Below are 18,362 nucleotides of genomic sequence, written 5' to 3' on the forward strand. Positions count from 1 at the left end.
CGGTCGGACCGGATCCGGTGGATCAGCGGTCGCCGAGGATGCCGCCGACGAGGTCGTCGACGTCGGAGGTCACGTCCGAGGTGATGCCGCCGACGAGGTTGTCGACGGTGCTGCCGATTCCGCTCGTGACATCGCCCGTGCTGACCTCGCCGGTGCTGACGTCGCCAGTGCCGACGTCCGTGCCGTTGCCGAGGTCGGTGTCAGTCTGGTTGCCGTTGCCGACCTCGTTGCCGTTGCCGGTCTCGTTGCCGTTGCCGGTCTCGTTGCCCGAGACGATGGGGGCGTCGACCGGGGCGTCCACGGCGGTGTCGTTGCCCGAGGCGATCGGGGTGTCGTTGCCCGAAAGAAGCGCGCCGTTGCCGACGTCGCTGATCAGCGGGCCGTTGACGAGGCCGCCCTCGAGCCCGAGGTTGCCGACGTTCGCGTTCTCGCCCACGCCGTTGCCGTTGGCCTCGAGGACGCCGTCGATCCACGTCGACAGCGCATCGAACGACGATGCGACATCCGTGGTGGTGGTCGTGTCGGTGGTGGACGAGTCGACTGCGGTGGTGTCGTCAGCCGACGCGGGCAGGGCGAATCCGGCGGTGGCGATCGCGGCGGCACCCAGGCCCGCCGTGCCGAAGATTGCTGCTCGCTTCAGGTTCGTACGCATGTCTCTTCCTTCCGTCACGTGCGCTGGATTGCGGCACGTGGGGCTATCCGGGACGACCCCCGGATGCGGATTGGACACCTCGGGCGAAAACCGTGCATCCGCCCCCGTTCGGGCCGCCTGCGATCCGCGCCCTCATGCGGATCGCGGCGGTTTCCTGGCAGTCGCCTGAGAGCGGTCGATCCGGCTCAGGCTTTGACCGGGCGCCCGCGCTTGGGCTTGTCGGTCGACAGCTCGATCGCCATGGCGCGTCCCGGATGCTGCGCGAGGCGATGCTCGGCGTGGTCGAGCCACCGCACCTCGGCCTCGGCCGCGAAGACCATGGAATCGACCACGAGCGACCAGGCGAGCTCCTCGGGGCCCTCGGGGTTCGCGCCGGCGTACTCGGAAGTGCGGAGCTCCTGCAGCCGCGCGAGCGAGGAGCGACGCTGCGCCGCGATCACCTCGCCGACGTCGACTCCGGGGAGGGTCGCCGCGACCGCGAGCTTGATCGCGAGCTCATCCCGTGTGCCCGCCGGCCGTTCGACGGGCGAGGCCAACCAGGACGCGACCTCGGCGCGCCCGGCATCCGTGATCTGCCAGTAGACGTGGCCCTGCCCATCGACCGCCCCCTTCTCGACGAGCCCGTCCCGCTCGAGCCGGTCGAGGGTGTTGTAGATCTGGCCGACGTTCAGCGGCCACGTCGACCCGGTCCGACGGTCGAACTCCGCCCGCAGCTGATAGCCGTAGCAGGGGCCCTGATCGAGGATCGCCAGAAGGCTGAGTCGAACCGACACGATCGTCCTTTCGCATACCGGGTATGTAGTTTGCGAGTATATGCATACCGGGTATCGAACGACCTACCGGCGCGGCCCCACCACGATCAGGCTGCTGAGGATGCCGAGCCCGACGCCCACCGCGGTGTCGACGACGCGCTCTGCCGCGAGCTCCGCACCGCCCGCGCCCGCCGCGCTCAGGATGAGCAGCACGAGCGGCGTGATGAAGACGAGCGCGAGCGCGTAATGACGCACGACGACGAGCTCGATGACGAACTGCAGTGCGCCGAGCACGATGCCGAGCACGACGCCGCCGAGCGGCACGACGCTGATCGCGAGGAACACCGCCGCACCAGCCGCGGTGCCGAGCGCCCGGTGGATGCCGCGCGACAGCGCGACGCGCCGACTCGCGCTGACCCCGAGCACGGCGATCCCCGCCCCGACGATCCAATAGGCGCGCTCGGGATCGACGAGGAGCGCGATCGCCGTGCCGACGACCGCCACCGCCGCCGTGCGCGCGACGAGTGTCCGCGTCGTCGCCCCACCCCAGGCGGCGGGGAAGAGAGAGCGCAGCGCGCGAGGCTGCGTGCCGCGGTGCGCGCGCCGCACGAGTGGGGCCGCCGTGACCAGCCATCCGAACAGGAGCGACGCCGCGAGGATGCCGAGGTACAGCGCCGAGTTCACCGCGTGCGATGACTGCGGCGCGGTGACGTGGGCCGACAGCCCGTAGATGAGCACGGCGAACAGCGGGCCCGGCGGCCCCACCGAGCGCCCGAAGACCAGAACGGATGCCGCGACGGCGACCACGATGAGGCCGACGGCCACCGCGACGGGACCGATGGCCGCCGCCGCGACCCCGACCGCCGCGCACGACCACAGCACCGCCGCGACGATCGGGACGAAGCGCAGGCGCTCGAGCGGCGACAGACGCCCACCGTAGAGCGTCGCGAACGCTCCGGTCGCCGCGAGCAGCGCGATGCTCTCGAGCCCTAGCGCCGAGAGCACGATGACCGGCGCCGCCATCGCCAGCGCGGCCTGCAGCCCCAGATGCCAGCGTGGCCCCGGCGACGGCCCGAATCGCGTCAGGCTGCGGCCCAGCTCGCCCGCCTCACGCCGCCACCGGCCGGAACTGTCGGGCGTCGGTTCGGGCGAAAACGGCATTACCCCATTGTCTCGCGAGAACGGCGACGCCCGCGCACCGGCACGTACCCTGGAGGCGGAGAACGACATGAGCGACGATTCCCCCGCATCCCCGACGCCGGAGACGCCCGCGCCCGGCGCGCGCGAACGAGCCGCCTACATCGAGACGGCGATCCAGCAGGCCATCCGCCGCGGCGACTTCGACGACCTGCCGGGAGCCGGCAAGCCGATCGCCGACCTCGGCCCGCACCATGACCCCGACTGGTGGATCAAACGGAAGATCCGCGAGGAGCAGCTCACCGGCCTCGGTCCGCCGGCGCTGACCCTGCGGATCGAGCACGCCGAGTTCGATGCCCGCGTCGACGCGCTCACCCGCGAGGACGATGTGCGCGAGTACGTCGCCGACTTCAACCGGCGCGTCGTCGAGGCCCGCCGGCAGCTGCAGGGCGGCCCACCGGTGGTGACGCCGACGCGCGACGTCGAGACCGAGGTCGCGGCCTGGCGTCAGCGTCGCGCGGATGCCGCCGCCGCGGCATCCGCCGCTCCCCCGGTCGAGCCTCGACGCCGTCGGCGGCTGTTCCGGCGCTGAGCGGTTCGCCGGCGCCCGGACGTCAGCGCAGCGCCTGCTCCACGTCGGCGAGCAGATCGTCCACCGACTCGATGCCCACCGACAGCCGCACGACCTCGACCGGCACGGCGGCCTCCGTGCCGCGGACCGAGGCGTGGGTCATCGCATCGGGGTAGTTCACGAGCGACTCGACCCCGCCGAGCGACTCGGCGAGCTGGAACAGCCGCGTCGACTCGGCGAAGCGACGCGCCGCCTCGCCGGACTCGAGCGCGAGCGAGAGCATCCCCCCGAAACGGGTCATCTGCGACGCGGCCAGCTCGTGTCCCGGGTGCGAGGCGAGCCCGGGGTAGAACACGCGGGCGACACGCTCGTGCCCCTCGAGGAACGCGGCGATGGCCCCGGCGTTCTCACTGTGACGCTGCATGCGGACATCGAGCGTCTTGATGCCGCGCGTCGTGAGCCAGGCATCCATCGGTCCCGACACCGCACCGGCGGCGTACTGCAGGAAGCCGATCTTCTCGGCGAGCGCGTCGTCATCGAGCACGAGCGCACCGCCGACGACATCCGAGTGTCCGCCGAGGTACTTCGTCGTGGAGTGCACGACGACGTCGGCCCCGAGCTCGAGCGGACGCTGGAGCGCGGGGGTCGCGAAGGTGTTGTCGACGACGACCAGCGATCCGGCCTCGTGTCCGATCGTCGCGAGCCCGGCGATGTCGGTGATCCGCAGCAGGGGGTTCGACGGCGTCTCCACCCACAGCACACGGGGCGCACGCTCGGCGACCGCGGCCCGCACGGCGTCGAGGTCGCTCATGTCGACGACACGCAGCTTGACCCCCCAGGGCGCCAAGACACGGGCGATGAGGCGATGGGTGCCTCCGTAGACGTCGTTGCCGAGCAGCACCTCGTCGCCGGGCGTCAGCGCGGCACGCAGCAGCCCGTCCTCGGCCGCGAGGCCCGACGCGAACGAGAAGCCGTGCGCGCCGCCTTCGAGCGCCGCGAGCTGCACCTGGAGCGCCGTCCGGGTCGGGTTGCCCGAGCGGCCGTACTCGTACCCGCCGCGGAGGCCGCCGATGCCGTCCTGAGCGAAGGTGGTCGAGAAGTGCACCGGCGGGATGACGGCCCCGGTGGTGGGGTCGAACTGCTGGCCGGCGTGGACGGCGAGGCTGGCGAGGCCGCGGGCGGAATCGTGCGTGCTCATGCGTCGCTCCTGGTGTCGTGGGTCGTGCGGGGATCAGGGGTGTCGGTGCCGGGTTCGTCGACGAGGTCGGCGAACCCGTGGGTCCGCATCCAGTCGTCGTCGTAGATCTTCGAGAGGTAACCGCGGCCGTGGTCGGGAAGCACGACCACCACGACGTCGTCGGGTCCGAGGTCGCGCGCCGTCCGCAGAGCGGCGACGACCGCCATGCCCGACGAACCGCCGACCAGCAGCCCCTCTTCGCGCGCCAGGCGTCGGGTCATCGCGAACGATTCCCGGTCGCCGACGCGCTCGTAGCGGTCGACCACCGAGGGGTCGAAGGTCTCCGGCCAGAAGTCCTCGCCGACGCCCTCGACGAGGTACCGCCCCACCTCGCCGCTGTAGATGGATCCATCCGGATCGGCGCCGACGATCGTGACCGCGCCGCCGGAGGCTTCGCGCAGGTAACGCCCCGTCCCGGTGATCGTGCCGCCGGTGCCGACCCCAGCGACGAAGTGCGTCACGCGTCCCACCGTGTCACGCCAGATCTCGGGTCCGGTCGTGTCGTAGTGAGCCCGCGGTCCGGCGGCGTTGGCGAACTGGTTCGGCTTGAACGCGCCGGGGATCTCGCGCGCGAGCCGGTCCGAGACGCTGTAGTACGAGTCCGGATGCTCGGGCGGGACGCTCGCGGGGGTCATCACGACCTCGGCGCCGTACGCCTTCAGCACGGCCACCTTCTCGCCGGCGAACTTGTCGGGCACGACGAAGACCATCCGGTAGCCCCGCTGCTGCGCGACGAGGGCGAGTCCGACACCGGTGTTGCCGCTCGTGGGCTCGACGATCGTGCCGCCCGGGCGCAGCAATCCGTCGCGCTCGGCGGCCTCGATGATCCTCGCGGCGATGCGGTCCTTCGCCGAACTGCCCGGGTTGAAGTACTCGACCTTGGCGAGCACGGTCGCGCGCGTCGAGGCGGCGACGCGGGTCAGACGAACGAGCGGGGTGTTGCCGACGAGATCGGCGATGTTCTCTGCGTAGCGCACGAGGGTTTCCTCACGGTGTCCGCGCGCTCAGAGGCGCGGGTGCTGTCGGGGTCGTCTGAGGTGAGCGCGGCGGCGCTCAGCGACAACAACGACAGGTCTGCACGCGTCAACCCTAAGCCAGGGCCGCGCCGCTGTCGAGGGTTCCGGCTGTCGGGCTCAGCGCGACGACAGACCGCGGCGTTCGAGCGAGCGGCGCATCGTGTGGCGCCCGTGCAGGCTCGCGGCATCCCGCACCCGGGCGATCGCGGCGCGGAGCCAGCCCCGCGGCTCGCCCTGCGTGCGGTAGTACGCCGTGACGGCGTCCTCGTATGCGGCGATCTCGGCGTCGTCCGGCAGACGGTAGGTCTCGCGGTGACGGACGACCCGCTGCGGCAACCGGGGCTTCACCCCCGCCCGGTCGTTCGGGTCGGGGTGGCCGAGGACGACGCCGAACGCCGGGAAGGCCCCGTCGGGAAGCTCGAGCAGGTCGGCGATCTGCTCGGGATGGTTCCGGACCGCCCCGACGTAGACGGCGCCCAGGCCCAGCGACTCGGCGGCGATCACGGCGTTCTGTGCGGCCAGCGCCGCGTCGATGAAGCCGACGATCGTGCTCTCGATGTACTCCACGGCATCCGAAGGTTCCCCCGCGCGATGCGCGAGCTCGCGCGCCCGCGCCCAGTCGGCGACGAAGACGAGAAAGACGCCGCCCCGGCGGATGAAGTCCTGGTCGCCCGCGAGTCGTGCGAGCGCATCGCGTCGGTCGTGGTCGCGCACCTCGATCACCGACCACGCCTGCAGGTTCGAGCTCGTCGAGGCCGACTGGGCGGCGGCGATGATCGCGGTCAGCGCCGCATCGTCGATCTCGCCGGGCCCGAATCGCCGCACGGAACGGTGACGGTAGAGCACATCGAGCACATCGTTGCGCGGGAGGCCCTCGGGAGCGGGCGAACCGTACCGCCGAGTCCAGCCGTCGTGTGGTTCCGTCGTCACGCGGGGCACGTTACACGGCGTCATCGATCGTCTCCGACGTTCACGGAACATGCGACGGGTCGTCGTGGTTACTAACGTCGTGATCATGTCGCAGCCGAACCTCGACCCGTCCGCGGAGCACCCCTCCCGTCATCTGGGCGGTTCGCTGTCCGCCGATGACTTCAAGACGCTATTCCGCGGGCACCCCGGCGGTGTCGCCGTCATCACGGCCGACGCCGGCGATGGTCCGGTCGCCCTGACGGCGACGTCGGTCTCCTCGGTGAGCGCCGACCCGCCGCTGCTGGTGTTCTCGGTGTCGGCGCAGTCCTCCGCCTCCGCCGTGCTGTCGACGGCCGAGACCGTCGTGGTGCACCTGCTCGACGCCGACGACCTCGCGCTGGCGAAGCTCGGCGCGACCAGCGGCATCGACCGCTTCGCCGACGCCTCCGCCTGGTCACGGCTGACCACCGGCGAGCCGGTCTACCGCGGCGTCCGCGCCTGGGTCCGCTGCGCCGTCGTCTCTCGCATGGATGCCGGCGGTTCGATCGTCATCGCCGGCCATGCCCTGCAGTCGCACGTCGAGCGCGACGTGGAGCCGGGCGGGCACGGCGATGCGCTGGTCTACCACAACCGCACGTGGCACCGGCTCAGCGAGGGCTCGGCGATCCGCGACTGACGCGGTTCCCCGAGCCCGGTCAGACCACGCCGATCGTGGCCGCCGGACTCGGCCCCGTCGCGACGGGGCGTCCCGGATCGCGGGACCACTGACTCCACGATCCCGCGAACACGCGCGCCCGGCGGTACCCGGCCACCGCGAACGCCAGCGCGGTGTGGGCTGAAGCGACGCCCGAGCTGCACGTGATGACGACGTCCGTGTCGGGTCCGACTCCGACGGCCGCGAGCGACATGCGGATCTCGTCCGGGTCGCGGAGAAGACCGTCCGGGCCGATGTGGACGACGGTCGGAAGGTTGCGAGCCCCCGGGATGTGGCCGCTGACGGGGTCGGCCCCCACCGCCTGACCGCGGTAGTGCTGGGGTGCGCGCACATCGAGGAGAACCCCGCGCGCCGGGGCGACAGCCGCTTCGTCGATGCCGGCGAGGCCTCCGCTCCCCTCCGGGACATCGACGTCACCGGTCGCCGCGGCGCGGTCGCTGTGCTCCAGGCGACGGCCCGATCCGACCCAGGCGCGGAAGCCGCCGTCGAGCACCCGGATGTCGAGGCCGTGGCGACGGAGCAGCCACCACGCACGAGCCGCGGCGACCCCGTCGTTGTCGTCGTACGCGACGAGCCGGTCGCCCGCGTTCACACCCCACCGCCGGGCAGCGGCCTCGAGATCTGCGCGGCTGGGAAGCGGATGCCGTCCCTGTTCCGGAACACCGGGACGAGCGAGCTCGCGCTCGAGATCGACGTACACGGCGCCGGGCAGATGCCCGAGCAGATAGTCGGGTCGTCCTTCGGCACGGTCCAGGCGCCACCGGACGTCCAGCAGACGCACCGGAGCGTCCGCGGCAAGTTCGGCGGCGAGGTCGTCGACACTCACCAGGGGGGACATGACCCCATGCTCGCCACCGCGCGCTCCCATCGTGAACGGGGCCGAAACAGTCGGAAACCGGAGAACACAGAGAGACACACGAGGGCGAGCTCCGGTCACCGCGTGACTCCGGATGACGGCGGAGAAGCGCCGCCGCGGCCGCCCGCCGTACTCTTCCCCCCATGCCCGCTCTCGAGAACCACTCCGAATCCCTCGCCTTCGCGACGCGCCAGCTGCACGCGGGCGCCCGTGGCTTCGACGCGTATGGCTCGCGCGCGACTCCCATCTACCTGACCGCCGGCTTCGAATTCGACGACATCGCCGACGGCGAGGGCCGCTTCGCGGACCCCGCCACCGGGTTCAGCTACACGCGCGTGGGCAACCCGACCGCGGCGGCGGCCGAGCGGCGCATCGCCGACCTCGAGGGCGGCGTGGGCGCGCTGCTCGTCGGCAGCGGCCAGGCGGCGACCTCGACGGCGCTGCTGACGATCCTCGAGTCGGGAGACCACATCGTCGCGGCCTCCGCGATCTACGAGGGAACGCGCGAGCTGCTGCGCTCCGAGTTCGGGCGCCTCGGCATCGCAACGGACTTCGTCGACGATCCGCGCGACCCGGCCGCCTGGGAGGCGGCGATCGGCCCGCGCACCCGCGCCCTCGTCGCCGAGACGATCGCGAATCCGCGCGGCGGCGTGCTCGACATCCCGACCGTCGCCGAGGTCGCACACCGGCACGGCATCCCGCTCGTCGTCGACTCGACCCTCGCGACGCCGTACCTGCTGCGCCCGCTCGAGCTCGGGGCCGACATCGTCATCCACTCGGCGTCGAAGTTCCTGTCGGGCCACGGCACGGGTCTGGGCGGCGTCATCGTCGACGGCGGACGCTTCGCCTGGGATGCCGCGCCCGGCCGTTTCCGCCAGATCGCGGCCGAGACCGGACCCGACGGCCGCACGTTCGTCGAACGCTCGGGCGAGCGCGCCTTCCTCGACACCGCGCGCCGCGTCGCGATGCGCTTCGGCCCCTCACCGTCGCCCCTCAACGCCTTCCTGCTGCTGCAGGGCATCGAGACCCTGTCGCTGCGAGTGGAGCGGCAATCGCAGACGGCGGCGACCCTCGCCGGCTGGCTCGAGACCCGCCCGGAGGTCGCCGGCGTCGACTACAGCGGACTCCCCTCGCATCCGGACCACGACCTCGCCGTGCGCCTTCTCCCCGCGGGGCAGGGCGCGCTGTTCTCCTTCACCCTCACCGGCGGGCGGGCAGCTGCGGAGGCCTTCACGCGCAGCGTGCGGCTGTTCACCCCGATGACCCACCTGGGCGATGTGCGGTCGCTCGTGCTGCATCCGGCGACCACTACCCACGCGAGCCGCAGTGACGCCGACCTGGCGCGCATCGGGGTCGGGCCGGGCCTGCTGCGGCTCTCGGTCGGCCTGGAGGACGCCGGCGACCTCATCGCAGACCTCGACCGCGGACTCGATGCCGCCCGAGCCGCGACCGCCGCAGCACCGGAAGCGGTGTCGGCATGACGCGCGCCCAGCACTTCGGCTGGTTCCTCTCGCGCGGTTTCGGTCCCCACGGCTGGGCGCGGCCGTACCAGCGGTGGAATTGGCCGTGGCAGAAGCCCGACCTCTACCAGCACTCGGCCCGTGAGCTCGAGCAGGCGGGGTTCGACTTCGTCCTGATCGAAGACGCGCTCTCGGTCGGGATCACTCCCGAGACGCTGAACCTCCGCGTCCGCAAGGCCTACGGCGGGCCCAAGCACGACCCGTGGACGCTCGCCCCGTACCTGTTCGCCGCGACGCAGCACCTGGGCGTCATCCCCACCGTCAACCCGGCCGCGTGGCCGCCGTACCTCGCCGCTCGCCAGTTCGCGTCGCTGCAGCACCTCAGCGGCAGCAGGCTGGGCCTGAACGTCGTCACGGACGTCGGGTCGGCGCATCATTTCGGCACGGAGCGCCTCGGGCACGACGCTGCCTACGACCGTGCGCAGGAATGGCTCGATGCGCTGCGCCTGCTGTGGCACAGCTGGGACGACGAGGCCCTGATCGCCGATCCCGACACGCAGATCTACGCCGACGGCTCGAAAATCCACGCCGTCCAGCACCGGGGCGAGTACTTCTCGTTCGACGGTCCCCTCAACGCCGAGCCCCTGCCCGCCGGCGACCCGATCGTCGCCTCCCCCGGCGGCTCGCCGCGGGGCATCGGCTTCGCCGGGGCGAACTCCGAGATCCAGCTCGCCCTGTCGAACCTCGACCCCGCGAGCATCCGCGCGTACCGCGGCCGCGTGCGCGAAGCGGCGATCGCCGCGGGGCGGGACGCCGACGCGATCAAGACTCTCTTCGTCGTCAAACCGATCGTCGCGAGCTCGGTCGAGGAGGCGGAGCGCATCGTCGAGGCATCGCGGCATCCCGACGAGGCGACGCTCGTCGAGGTGGCCGAGGCATGGTCGAGCGACCTCGAGACCGACCTCACGTCGCTCGACCTCGACCGCCCGCTCGATCCCGCGATCTTCGGCGATCACGTCTCGAAGGGCACCATCCGGGGGCTGCTCGGGCGGTACTCCGACTTCTCCGAGGCGCCGCTGCGCGACATCCTCGCCGGCAAGGCGCGGCTCGGACGTGTGACCGACGGTGCCGGAGGCACGGTGGGGACCGCGGAGGAGATCGCCGACGTCATCCAGGCGCTCGGCGACGACGCCGACAACGACGGGCTGATCTTCTCGGGCGACTTCCACCCCGTGACGCTCCACCGCGCTCTCGACGAGCTCGTGCCGGTACTGCGACGGCGGGGCATCCTGCGCTCGGAGCACACCGGGCAGGGCCTGCGCGCCGACCTCGACGCGTTCTGACCCCGGCCGGCGCGCTCAGACGTGCGGGTGCGTGCGCTCGAGCTTGGCGCCCTCGACGTCGACATCCGGGAGGATGCGGTCGAGCCATCGGGGCAGCCACCACGCACCGCGCCCGATGAGGTGCATGAGCGCGGGCATGAGCAGCATGCGCACGACGAGCGCGTCGACGAGGATGCCGAAAGCGAGACCGAAGCCCATCGAGCGGATGATCGTCGCCTCGGCGAAGATGAAGCCGCCGAAGACGGACACCATGATGAGCGCGGCCGCGATCACGACCGAACGCCCGGCGCGGAAGCCCTGCATGACGGCGAGCCTCGCCTCGGAGCCGTGCACGAACGCCTCGCGCATCCCCGACGCCAGGAACAGCTGGTAGTCCATCGCGAGGCCGAAGAGGATGCCGACGAGGATCACCGGAAGGAAGTTCAGGATCGGACCGGTCGTGTGCAGGCCGATGAGCTCGGCGCCCCACCCCCACTGGAAGACCGCGACGACCGCGCCATAGGTCGCGAACAGCGACAGGATGAAGCCTCCGGTCGCGATGAGCGGCACGACGAGCGAGCGGAAGACGACGATCATGATCACGAGCGAGAGCCCGACCACGACCGCGAGATAGATCGGCAGGATGCCGACGAGCCCCTCGGAGATGTCGATGTTGATGGCGGCCTGACCGGCGACACCGAGCGCGTACTCGCCGTCGACCGGTGGCAGTGAGCGCAGGTCACGCACCAGGTCTTCGGTCGCGACGCTGCTCGGCCCATCCGTGGGGATCACCTGGAACGCCGCGATGGTGCCGCTGTCGGAGACCGCGATCGGCGCGACGGCACTGACGTGGTCGCGGTCGGCGATCGCCTCGGCCACAGCGACCTGCGCTCGCAGCCGCCCCGTGTCGTCGAGGCCCTCGGGCAGGCTCGCGGTCACCAGCAGCGGCGAGTTCGCACCGGGGCCGAACGCGTCCTCGGTGAGCTCGAACGCACGCTGGCCGTACGATCCCTCCGGCTCGGACGCTCCGTCGGGCAGGCCCACCCGCATCGACAGCGCCGGAACCGCGAGGGCGAGCAGGAGCCCGACCGACACGACGGCGGTCGTGATGGCGCGCCAGGTCGGCATCGCGCGCGTCGGGGTCGATACCGCGTCGGGCTGGCCTACGCGCGCACGCGCACGACGGCCGAGCACGCGCATCCCGAGCAGCCCGAGGAGCGCCGGCAGCAGCGTGATCGCGATCAGCACCGCGATGGCGACGCAGACGGCTCCCGCCGTACCCATGAGACCGAGGAACGGGATGCCGGTGATGTTGAGGGCGAGGAGGGCGACGACGACCGTCGATCCGGCGAACACGACGGCGTTTCCGGCGGTTCCGCCGGCGAGGCCGATCGACTCGTGCAGGTCGATCCCGCGCAGCAGCTGCTTGCGGTGCCGATTGAGCACGAACAGGGCGTAGTCGATGCCGACCGCGAGCCCGAGCATCACGCCGAGCACGGGCGTCACCGAAGCCATCTGCACGACTCCCGACAGTGCGAGCACCCCGAGCACGCCGACGCCCACTCCGACGATGGCGGTGACGAGCGGGAGGGCGGCGGCGATGAGGCTGCCGAGCATGACGAGCAGCACCACGGCGGCGACCGCGACGCCGACGGCCTCGCCGACGCCGAGGATCTTCGGCACGCCCTGGGAGATCTCGGTCGAGAAGCCCACCTCGACGCCGTCGATCGGCGCGGCGGTGAAGTGCTCGACGACGGCGTCCTTCGCATCCTGCGGCAGCTCGAGGCGCGGCAGGGTGAAGGCGACGTTCACGGTCGCGGTCGAGCCGTCCGGCGAGACGAGGGCGATACCGTCGGCGAGGTCGAGCAGGCGCCCGCCGAGGTCGGCGGTCTCGGCCTGCGCCTCGAGCTCGGTCCGCCCGGAGTCGAGGGTCGCCTGCTGCCGCTCCAGCTCGGCGCGGCCCGCGTCGAGCTGAGCCTGCTGAGCGGCGAGCGCGGCGAGCTGCGCGGCCGGAGCACCGGCTGCCTCGAGTTGGGCGCGCGCGGCGTCGAGCTGGGCCTGGCCCGCCTCGAGCTGCGCCGCGCCCTGATCGAGCTGCGCCTGTCCGGCGTCGAGCTGGTCGCGCGCGGAGAAGATCTGCGCTTGACCGTCAGCCAGCTGCTGGGCCTGCGCCGCGCGCTGCGCCTCGGCCTCGAACGGGTCGTTGACGGTCGCGACGTCGGGCAGATCCGTGGCGGAGGCGACGAGGTCGGAGATCGCCGCACGCTGATCGTCGGTGAGCGCGCCGTCCTCAGCGTGGAACACGACGGTGCCCGCCGCTCCGGCGAAGTCGGGCAGCTCCTCGGCGAGCTGGTCGGTGACCTTCGACGAAGCGGTGCCCGGGATGTCGAAGCTCGATGAGAGTCCGCCGAAGCCGAGCGCGAAGGCGCCGCCGGCGATCCCCAGCACGGCGACCCAGGCGACGACGACGAGCCATGCGCGACGCGCGGCTCCCTTGCTCAGGCGGTACAGCAGCTCGGCCATCAGCGACTCCTTCGGAATGCGGACGCCCTTGACGAGACGCAGCGTCTCGTCAACCCTAACCCGGGACCAGCGCGTGGACGATCGCCCGGATGCCGTCCGGCGTCGGAGCCGCGCCCATGAGCACCTGCATCATCATCCAGCCGGCGATCGCGTCGCCGATCTCGACCGCGGCGACCGCGGGATCTCCGTGCGCGACGACCCGCGCCCGGATGCCGCCGTCGGCGCTCAGCCGATCGCGCATCAGCTCGCCGATGGCCGGGTGCTCGGTCGCCGCGGCGACGAGCGAACGCAGCAGCATCCGGCCCTGCGGCGCATCGAGGACCGACCACACCCGCGACATCCACTCCGTGAGATCGCGGCGCAGGTCTCCGGTGTTCCGCACCGCGAGCTGCTGTCGGAAGATCATGCCCTCGAGCAGCGCCTCCGTCAGGATCGCCGCACGCGAGGGCCACCACCGGTAGATCGTCTGTTTGCCGACCGATGCCTGCCGCGCGATGGCCTCGATGGTGAGATTCTCATAGCCGTTCTGCGCGAGCAGGTCGGCCGCCGCCGTCAGGACCGCGAGGCGGGCCTGTTCGCTCCGCCGCGGACCGGCCCGGTGCTCCTCCATCCCCCCACCGTATCCAGCCGAACGCTACGGTGGAGGCCATGCTCGCCGTGCTGGTCCTGGCCGATCACGACCTGGTGCGCCGCGGCGTGGCCGACCTGATCGACGCGGCCGCGGGCATGCAGGTCGTCGCCGAGGCGGCGACCGCACGTCAGGCGAAGGCTCGCGCCGGGGTGACACGACCGGATGTCGCGATCCTCGGCTATCAGCTGGCAGACGGCACCGGCGCGGCGGTCTGCGCCGCCCTGCGCGCAGCGGATCCGCGCCTGCACTGCATCATCCTCTGCGCCTCGGACGACGACGAGGCGCGTCGCGAGAGCGCATCGGCGGGCGCGTCCGCCTTCCTCCTCGAGGACGTCGCGGCCGGAGAGCTGATCGACGCCGTGCGCCGGGTGGGATCGGGCCATCCGCTGGGCGCGACGCTGCATACGACCGCGTCCTCCGCGCCGTCTCCGGACCCTCTCCCCCGGCGCCAGCGGGAAGTGCTGGCGCTCGTCGCCCGCGGGCTGTCGAATCGCGCGATCGCGGCCGAGCTCGGCATCGCCGAGAAGACGGTCAAGAACCATCTGACAGGCATCATGCGAACGCTCGGCGTCACCAGCCGCACGCAGGCCGCTCTTCGCGCGGCGCAGCCCGCGCACGAATGAGCGAAGGCGCGGACCCCCGGGGGGGGGATCCGCGCCTTCGGCGGGGCGACTCGGTGTCAGACGAGCCACCGGAAGCGCTGCACAAGAGGCAGCTTCTTCCACATGGCGCCGAGGCCCCAGGTGTCGCCGGCGTGGAGCACGGCGATCACGATCAGCGCGAGAGCGTAGACGATGTGGTAGTCGACGAGGGGGTTGGTAGATGCCGCACCCCAGGCGAACGGCCACTCGGCGAGGTACATCAGGAGCATGACGAGGCTTCCGGCTACCGCTGCGACGCGGAGACCGATGCCCGACATGACGGCGACTCCGATGGCCAGCATGCCCGCCATGAACAGGACGTCGGCGAGCGGGCTCGCCATGCTCTGGAACCAGGGCTGAAGGGGGCCGGTGACGGCGGGGCTGTTGAGGAAGCCCTGCGCCGGGGTGCCGCCGTTGATCCACGCCCGCTCGAACGGCGTCGAGAATCCGAGGCCGAACAGCTTGTCGAGGAACGCCCAGAGGAAGATGAAGCCGGTCGCGTAGCGCAGCGCAGCGAGAGTGCGGCGCCCGGCGAGCGAGGTCACGATCTCGTCCTGGCGGGCGATCGCCTGGGTGCGGGTCCGAGCCTCCGTGCGGGGGATGGCTGCGTGGACCGCGTGCGTGGTCATTTCTGTCTCCTTCGTCGTATGTGGTCTGACCACATAACTATCTCGCATTCGCGATGACTACACCAGGGACCAAAGTCCCAGTCGAGCTCTGCGCCTCCCGCGCGATATCACCGTGCCGAATCGGAGACAATCCCCGCACGCGTCTCCTCCACCGGTGCTTAGGGTCGCGCCAGGAGGAGAAATGACCCACATCGATGAACTCGCCCGGCTGGCACAGGAGAGCGGCACCGTGATCGCGGTGGCGGAATCGCTGACCTCGGGCAACCTCGCCGCCACCATCGGCGCGGCGGAGGGCGCGGGCGACTGGTTCGCCGGCGGCGTCGTGGCCTACCGACTGGAGACGAAGCACCGCGTCCTGGGTCTGGCCGAGGGGATCGACCCCTGCTCCCCGGAATGCGCCGAGCACCTCGCACGCGCGGTCCGCGACCTGACAGGCGCGGATCTGGCGGTGTCGGTGACGGGCGTCGGGGGTCCGGAGCCGCACGACGGCCACGAGCCGGGGACGGTGTACCTCGGGTGGAGCGACGGCGCAGAGACGGGCCACGTCCTGCTCGACCTCGACGGCGAGCCCGAACAGGTCATCGACGACAGCGCGAACGCAGCCGTCGGGTTGCTGATCGATCGGATGCGGCGCTGACCGCACCCGAGCCTCAGGCCCGCGAAAGCGGCGGACGGTGCGCGATGGGAATCGGCTTGGTCGCCAGCGGCGACCCGGTGCGGCGGGACGCGGCGTGTCGGTCGGCGATCGCGCAGGCGGCTTCACCGATCGCGACGAAGGTCTCGGTCCCCGCAGTGCCGCAGAGCCACACCACCTCGAAGACACCGTCCCGGCGCCGTTCGACGTAGGCGACGACGGCATCGGCATCGGAGGACGGGCGCGTGGGATCGCATACCCGCCAGGCATCCTCAGCGATCTCATCCCAGCGCAGTCCCGTGTGGTGCATGGGACGAGCCTGCGTCGACACCGGCTGAAACCCCAGGGCCTTGACAGGGCGCTCAGCGGATGCGTCAGCCGGTTGTCGCCTGGCGGATGCGCTCCATGGTCCGCAGCGTCGCCGCCGTGCGCGCCTGGTCCTCGTCCGGAGCGATCGCGCCGCCCACGAGCTCGACGAAACGCGCGACCTCGCCGTCGAGCGTGTCGACGGCAGCATCCGACGTCCACGCGGACTCCGCACCGTCGAGACCGACCCGTGTCACGCGGCGCGGACTGGCCAGGTGATCGATGAGCAGCGTCGCATCCTCGCCCTGGATCTCGCTCGACCGGAAAGCGGTGGTGATCTTCGAGTAGCCGACGTCGACGACCAGCCCCGGGTATTCGAGCACCGCCAGACCGGCGCCGTCAGCGCCCGTGGCGATCGTCACCGACGACCCGGCCACGCGGGTGGGTTCACCGAACAGGAGGACCGCCGCGTGCACGCCGTAGACACCCAGATCCGCGAGCGCTCCGCCGCCCATGGCGGGATCGAAGATGTTCGGCGTCCCACCCGCCAGCACGGCGTCGTAGCGCGACGACCGTTTGGCGTAGTGGAACGAGGCGCGGCGGAGGGTTCCGAGCGATCCGAGCTGCTCGCGGACGGCCGCGATGCCGGGGTCGTACGCCGTGCGCATCGCCTCGAGCAGGATCACGCCCGCGCGGCGCGACCGGTCGACGAGGTCATCCCACTCCCGGGCTGTGGCGACCGCGGGCTTCTCCACGAGCACGTGCTTGCCCGCCGCGATGGCGGACTCGACCTGCGAGCCGTGGGCGGCGTTCGGCGAACCGATGTAGACCGCGTCGACTTCGGGATCGGCGAGGACGGTATCGAGGCCGGCGATCGCCCGTGCGACACCCAGACGATCGGCGTAGGCCTGCGCCTTCACCGCATCTCGAGACGACACCGCGACGACCTCGATCCCCGGGGTGCGAGAGGCCGCACCGATGAAGGCGTCGGTGATGACACTCGTGCCGATGGTGGCGATGCGGATCATGTCCCCCAGCCTAGGAGGCCGGAGGACCGCTGCCGGGCCGCGCCTCAGTGACGCCGGGTCGAGCGCAGCGTCTGCACCGCTTCATCGAAGCGGAGCGTCTGACGCAGCTCGACGGCAGCCGAGTACCAGGGCCCGCCGAGGGCTACGAAGACCGCGCCGACGACGTCGATGTAGCCGAGGGTGACCTCTCCCTCTCGCACCTCGTAACGGTCGACGTCGACGAGCTCCCAGCGGACGTCCGCCTCGGTGCTCGGCGCTTCCGGCCGCCGCGACGGCAGCTGACGCAGAGCGCCCGACGTGGCCAGGCGCACCGCGCTGGGCTTGCGGGCGATCGGTGACATATCCAAGACCATGATCACTCCCGTCGCTCTGACACGACTATCGCGGCCCGAGCCGTCTGCACCTACCCGCTTGACAGAAGTTCACGAGGGGTTTACGCGCCATCCCTCCTCTAACTAGTTCGCCTAACTAACCGGAATTAATTAGGCGGACCCCCGCCAGTACCCTCGCGTCCGTGGGAACACTCGTTTACGGCAGTCAAGGACGGACGTTCGACGTAGAAGACCGTCTGCTCGCGCACCTGCGGGTCGTGTTCATGAACAAGCTGCGCCGCAACGAGCCGTTCATGTTCCACCGTTCGACCGACAGCGGGCTGTTCAGCGTGTGGGTGCACCCGGCCGTCCCGATGGTGTTCCTCTTCAGCGGCAGCCGTCCGCCGACGATCAATCGACATTGGGTCGAGGCCCTCCTGCTCGAAGCGGGCGGAGCGAACGGCCTGCGTGTCGTCCCGGAGCCCGCGACCGGCGACGCCTGACCTCAGCGACACTCCTCGTCGACCGCATCCGCGATCGCGTCGAGAAGGGTCGTCAGCTTCGCGGCGGTGTCGTCATCCAGCCCGCGCGCGATGTCGCGCACACGCAGCGTCAGCGGATCGACACCCTCGACGTCTGCGTTGCGATCGGTCGGCACGACGTACTTGCTCCGACCGTCGTCGGGGTTGCGCTCGAACGCCACCAGTCCCCCGTCGCGGAGACGCTTCAGCATGGTCGTCGCCGTCGGCGTCGAGATGCCCAGCGAGGCGGCGATGTCGGTCGGGGTGACGCGCCGGCCGGCATCCGCGCTGTCGTACACCACCCGCATTGCGGCGCGCGCCGTCTCACTGGGACCGCAGTCGCTCTGACGCCGCCGAGCCAGGCTGGCCTCTGCCAGACGGAGCCGTTCGACGGCTCGCGCGACGGATTCGGGCTCGGAAGCACCGGACACCATGAACCTCCCGCAGACGACAATGGTGCGTCCACTGTACGAGCGCGGCGACGGGGCGCTCTTCCGCTTGACTCCGGCGC

At 71.4% G+C, this 18,362-nt stretch carries 21 protein-coding genes; 7 read left to right on the forward strand and 14 right to left on the reverse strand.

Annotation, left to right across the window (positions count from 1 at the left end):
* Positions 1-22: 22 nt before the first annotated feature.
* From ACI2K6_RS06115 to ACI2K6_RS06125, 3 genes are all read right to left on the reverse strand, one after another.
* A complete protein-coding gene (locus tag ACI2K6_RS06115) occupies positions 23-652 on the reverse strand; it encodes a hypothetical protein (protein WP_112616579.1) in 630 nt (209 codons plus the stop codon).
* Positions 653-837: 185 nt separating this feature from the next.
* On the reverse strand, positions 838-1,425 hold the full coding sequence (locus tag ACI2K6_RS06120) for a PadR family transcriptional regulator (RefSeq protein WP_404568271.1): 588 nt from the start codon (positions 1,423-1,425) through the stop codon (positions 838-840).
* 63 nt (positions 1,426-1,488) lie between these two features.
* The gene (locus ACI2K6_RS06125; RefSeq protein WP_404568272.1) at positions 1,489-2,565 is read right to left on the reverse strand and encodes an FUSC family protein; all 1,077 of its coding nucleotides are present in this window, start codon (positions 2,563-2,565) and stop codon (positions 1,489-1,491) included.
* A 67-nt stretch (positions 2,566-2,632) separates the two neighbouring features.
* Here ACI2K6_RS06125 and ACI2K6_RS06130 point away from each other — a divergent pair, with 67 nt between their 5' ends.
* Entirely contained in the window at positions 2,633-3,133 is a 501-nt protein-coding gene (locus ACI2K6_RS06130) for a DUF1992 domain-containing protein (RefSeq protein WP_378717426.1), read from the forward strand.
* Between the two features lie 22 nt (positions 3,134-3,155).
* Here ACI2K6_RS06130 and ACI2K6_RS06135 read toward each other — a convergent pair whose 3' ends face one another.
* The 3 genes from ACI2K6_RS06135 to ACI2K6_RS06145 form a co-directional block, all read right to left on the reverse strand.
* Positions 3,156-4,310: a cystathionine gamma-synthase gene (locus tag ACI2K6_RS06135; RefSeq protein ID WP_404568273.1), complete on the reverse strand. Its 1,155-nt coding sequence runs from the start codon at positions 4,308-4,310 to the stop codon at positions 3,156-3,158.
* Entirely contained in the window at positions 4,307-5,326 is a 1,020-nt protein-coding gene (locus ACI2K6_RS06140; RefSeq protein WP_269267269.1) for a pyridoxal-phosphate dependent enzyme, read from the reverse strand. Before ACI2K6_RS06140 ends, ACI2K6_RS06135 begins: the two co-directional genes overlap by 4 nt.
* A gap of 156 nt (positions 5,327-5,482) precedes the next feature.
* On the reverse strand, positions 5,483-6,295 hold the full coding sequence (locus ACI2K6_RS06145) for a nitroreductase family protein (RefSeq protein ID WP_282502090.1): 813 nt from the start codon (positions 6,293-6,295) through the stop codon (positions 5,483-5,485).
* Positions 6,296-6,380: 85 nt separating this feature from the next.
* Between ACI2K6_RS06145 and ACI2K6_RS06150 the strand changes: the two genes are divergently transcribed.
* On the forward strand, positions 6,381-6,950 hold the full coding sequence (locus tag ACI2K6_RS06150) for a flavin reductase family protein (protein WP_112616979.1): 570 nt from the start codon (positions 6,381-6,383) through the stop codon (positions 6,948-6,950).
* A 19-nt stretch (positions 6,951-6,969) separates the two neighbouring features.
* Here ACI2K6_RS06150 and ACI2K6_RS06155 read toward each other — a convergent pair whose 3' ends face one another.
* Positions 6,970-7,827, reverse strand: coding sequence for a sulfurtransferase (locus ACI2K6_RS06155; RefSeq protein ID WP_404568274.1), 858 nt, complete (start codon positions 7,825-7,827; stop codon positions 6,970-6,972).
* 161 nt (positions 7,828-7,988) lie between these two features.
* Here ACI2K6_RS06155 and ACI2K6_RS06160 point away from each other — a divergent pair, with 161 nt between their 5' ends.
* The gene (locus ACI2K6_RS06160; protein ID WP_282502087.1) at positions 7,989-9,326 is read left to right on the forward strand and encodes an O-acetylhomoserine aminocarboxypropyltransferase/cysteine synthase family protein; all 1,338 of its coding nucleotides are present in this window, start codon (positions 7,989-7,991) and stop codon (positions 9,324-9,326) included.
* Positions 9,323-10,648: an NtaA/DmoA family FMN-dependent monooxygenase gene (locus ACI2K6_RS06165; protein WP_404568275.1), complete on the forward strand. Its 1,326-nt coding sequence runs from the start codon at positions 9,323-9,325 to the stop codon at positions 10,646-10,648. The genes ACI2K6_RS06160 and ACI2K6_RS06165 overlap by 4 nt, the downstream gene beginning before the upstream one ends.
* Before the next feature lie 15 nt (positions 10,649-10,663).
* Here the strand turns inward: ACI2K6_RS06165 and ACI2K6_RS06170 are convergent, their stop codons facing one another.
* Complete coding sequence (locus tag ACI2K6_RS06170) at positions 10,664-13,150, reverse strand: MMPL family transporter (protein ID WP_404568276.1); 2,487 nt, start codon at positions 13,148-13,150, stop codon at positions 10,664-10,666.
* Between the two features lie 55 nt (positions 13,151-13,205).
* Positions 13,206-13,760 (reverse strand): TetR/AcrR family transcriptional regulator, encoded by a 555-nt coding sequence (locus tag ACI2K6_RS06175; protein WP_112616556.1) that lies wholly within the window; start codon positions 13,758-13,760, stop codon positions 13,206-13,208.
* A gap of 38 nt (positions 13,761-13,798) precedes the next feature.
* Between ACI2K6_RS06175 and ACI2K6_RS06180 the strand changes: the two genes are divergently transcribed.
* The gene (locus ACI2K6_RS06180) at positions 13,799-14,404 is read left to right on the forward strand and encodes a LuxR C-terminal-related transcriptional regulator (RefSeq protein ID WP_282502084.1); all 606 of its coding nucleotides are present in this window, start codon (positions 13,799-13,801) and stop codon (positions 14,402-14,404) included.
* Between the two features lie 56 nt (positions 14,405-14,460).
* Here ACI2K6_RS06180 and ACI2K6_RS06185 read toward each other — a convergent pair whose 3' ends face one another.
* Positions 14,461-15,051: a DoxX family protein gene (locus tag ACI2K6_RS06185; protein WP_269267261.1), complete on the reverse strand. Its 591-nt coding sequence runs from the start codon at positions 15,049-15,051 to the stop codon at positions 14,461-14,463.
* A gap of 181 nt (positions 15,052-15,232) precedes the next feature.
* Between ACI2K6_RS06185 and ACI2K6_RS06190 the strand changes: the two genes are divergently transcribed.
* On the forward strand, positions 15,233-15,688 hold the full coding sequence (locus ACI2K6_RS06190) for a CinA family protein (protein ID WP_282502082.1): 456 nt from the start codon (positions 15,233-15,235) through the stop codon (positions 15,686-15,688).
* Positions 15,689-15,701: 13 nt separating this feature from the next.
* On the opposite strand, the gene ACI2K6_RS06195 is transcribed toward ACI2K6_RS06190, so the two are convergent.
* The 3 genes from ACI2K6_RS06195 to ACI2K6_RS06205 form a co-directional block, all read right to left on the reverse strand.
* Positions 15,702-15,995: a hypothetical protein gene (locus ACI2K6_RS06195; RefSeq protein WP_112616550.1), complete on the reverse strand. Its 294-nt coding sequence runs from the start codon at positions 15,993-15,995 to the stop codon at positions 15,702-15,704.
* Between the two features lie 64 nt (positions 15,996-16,059).
* A complete protein-coding gene (locus ACI2K6_RS06200) occupies positions 16,060-17,019 on the reverse strand; it encodes a Gfo/Idh/MocA family protein (protein WP_282502080.1) in 960 nt (319 codons plus the stop codon).
* Positions 17,020-17,063: 44 nt separating this feature from the next.
* Positions 17,064-17,360, reverse strand: coding sequence for a hypothetical protein (locus ACI2K6_RS06205; RefSeq protein WP_114589261.1), 297 nt, complete (start codon positions 17,358-17,360; stop codon positions 17,064-17,066).
* Positions 17,361-17,533: 173 nt separating this feature from the next.
* Here ACI2K6_RS06205 and ACI2K6_RS06210 point away from each other — a divergent pair, with 173 nt between their 5' ends.
* Positions 17,534-17,833: an ATP-dependent DNA ligase gene (locus ACI2K6_RS06210; protein WP_282502079.1), complete on the forward strand. Its 300-nt coding sequence runs from the start codon at positions 17,534-17,536 to the stop codon at positions 17,831-17,833.
* A 2-nt stretch (positions 17,834-17,835) separates the two neighbouring features.
* Here ACI2K6_RS06210 and ACI2K6_RS06215 read toward each other — a convergent pair whose 3' ends face one another.
* The gene (locus tag ACI2K6_RS06215) at positions 17,836-18,285 is read right to left on the reverse strand and encodes a MarR family winged helix-turn-helix transcriptional regulator (protein ID WP_269267256.1); all 450 of its coding nucleotides are present in this window, start codon (positions 18,283-18,285) and stop codon (positions 17,836-17,838) included.
* Between the last annotated feature and the right edge of the window lie 77 nt (positions 18,286-18,362).

The organism is Microbacterium sp. NPDC006705 (genome assembly GCF_044903545.1).
In the GTDB taxonomy this organism is placed as follows: Bacteria; Actinomycetota; Actinomycetes; order Actinomycetales; family Microbacteriaceae; genus Microbacterium; species Microbacterium plantarum.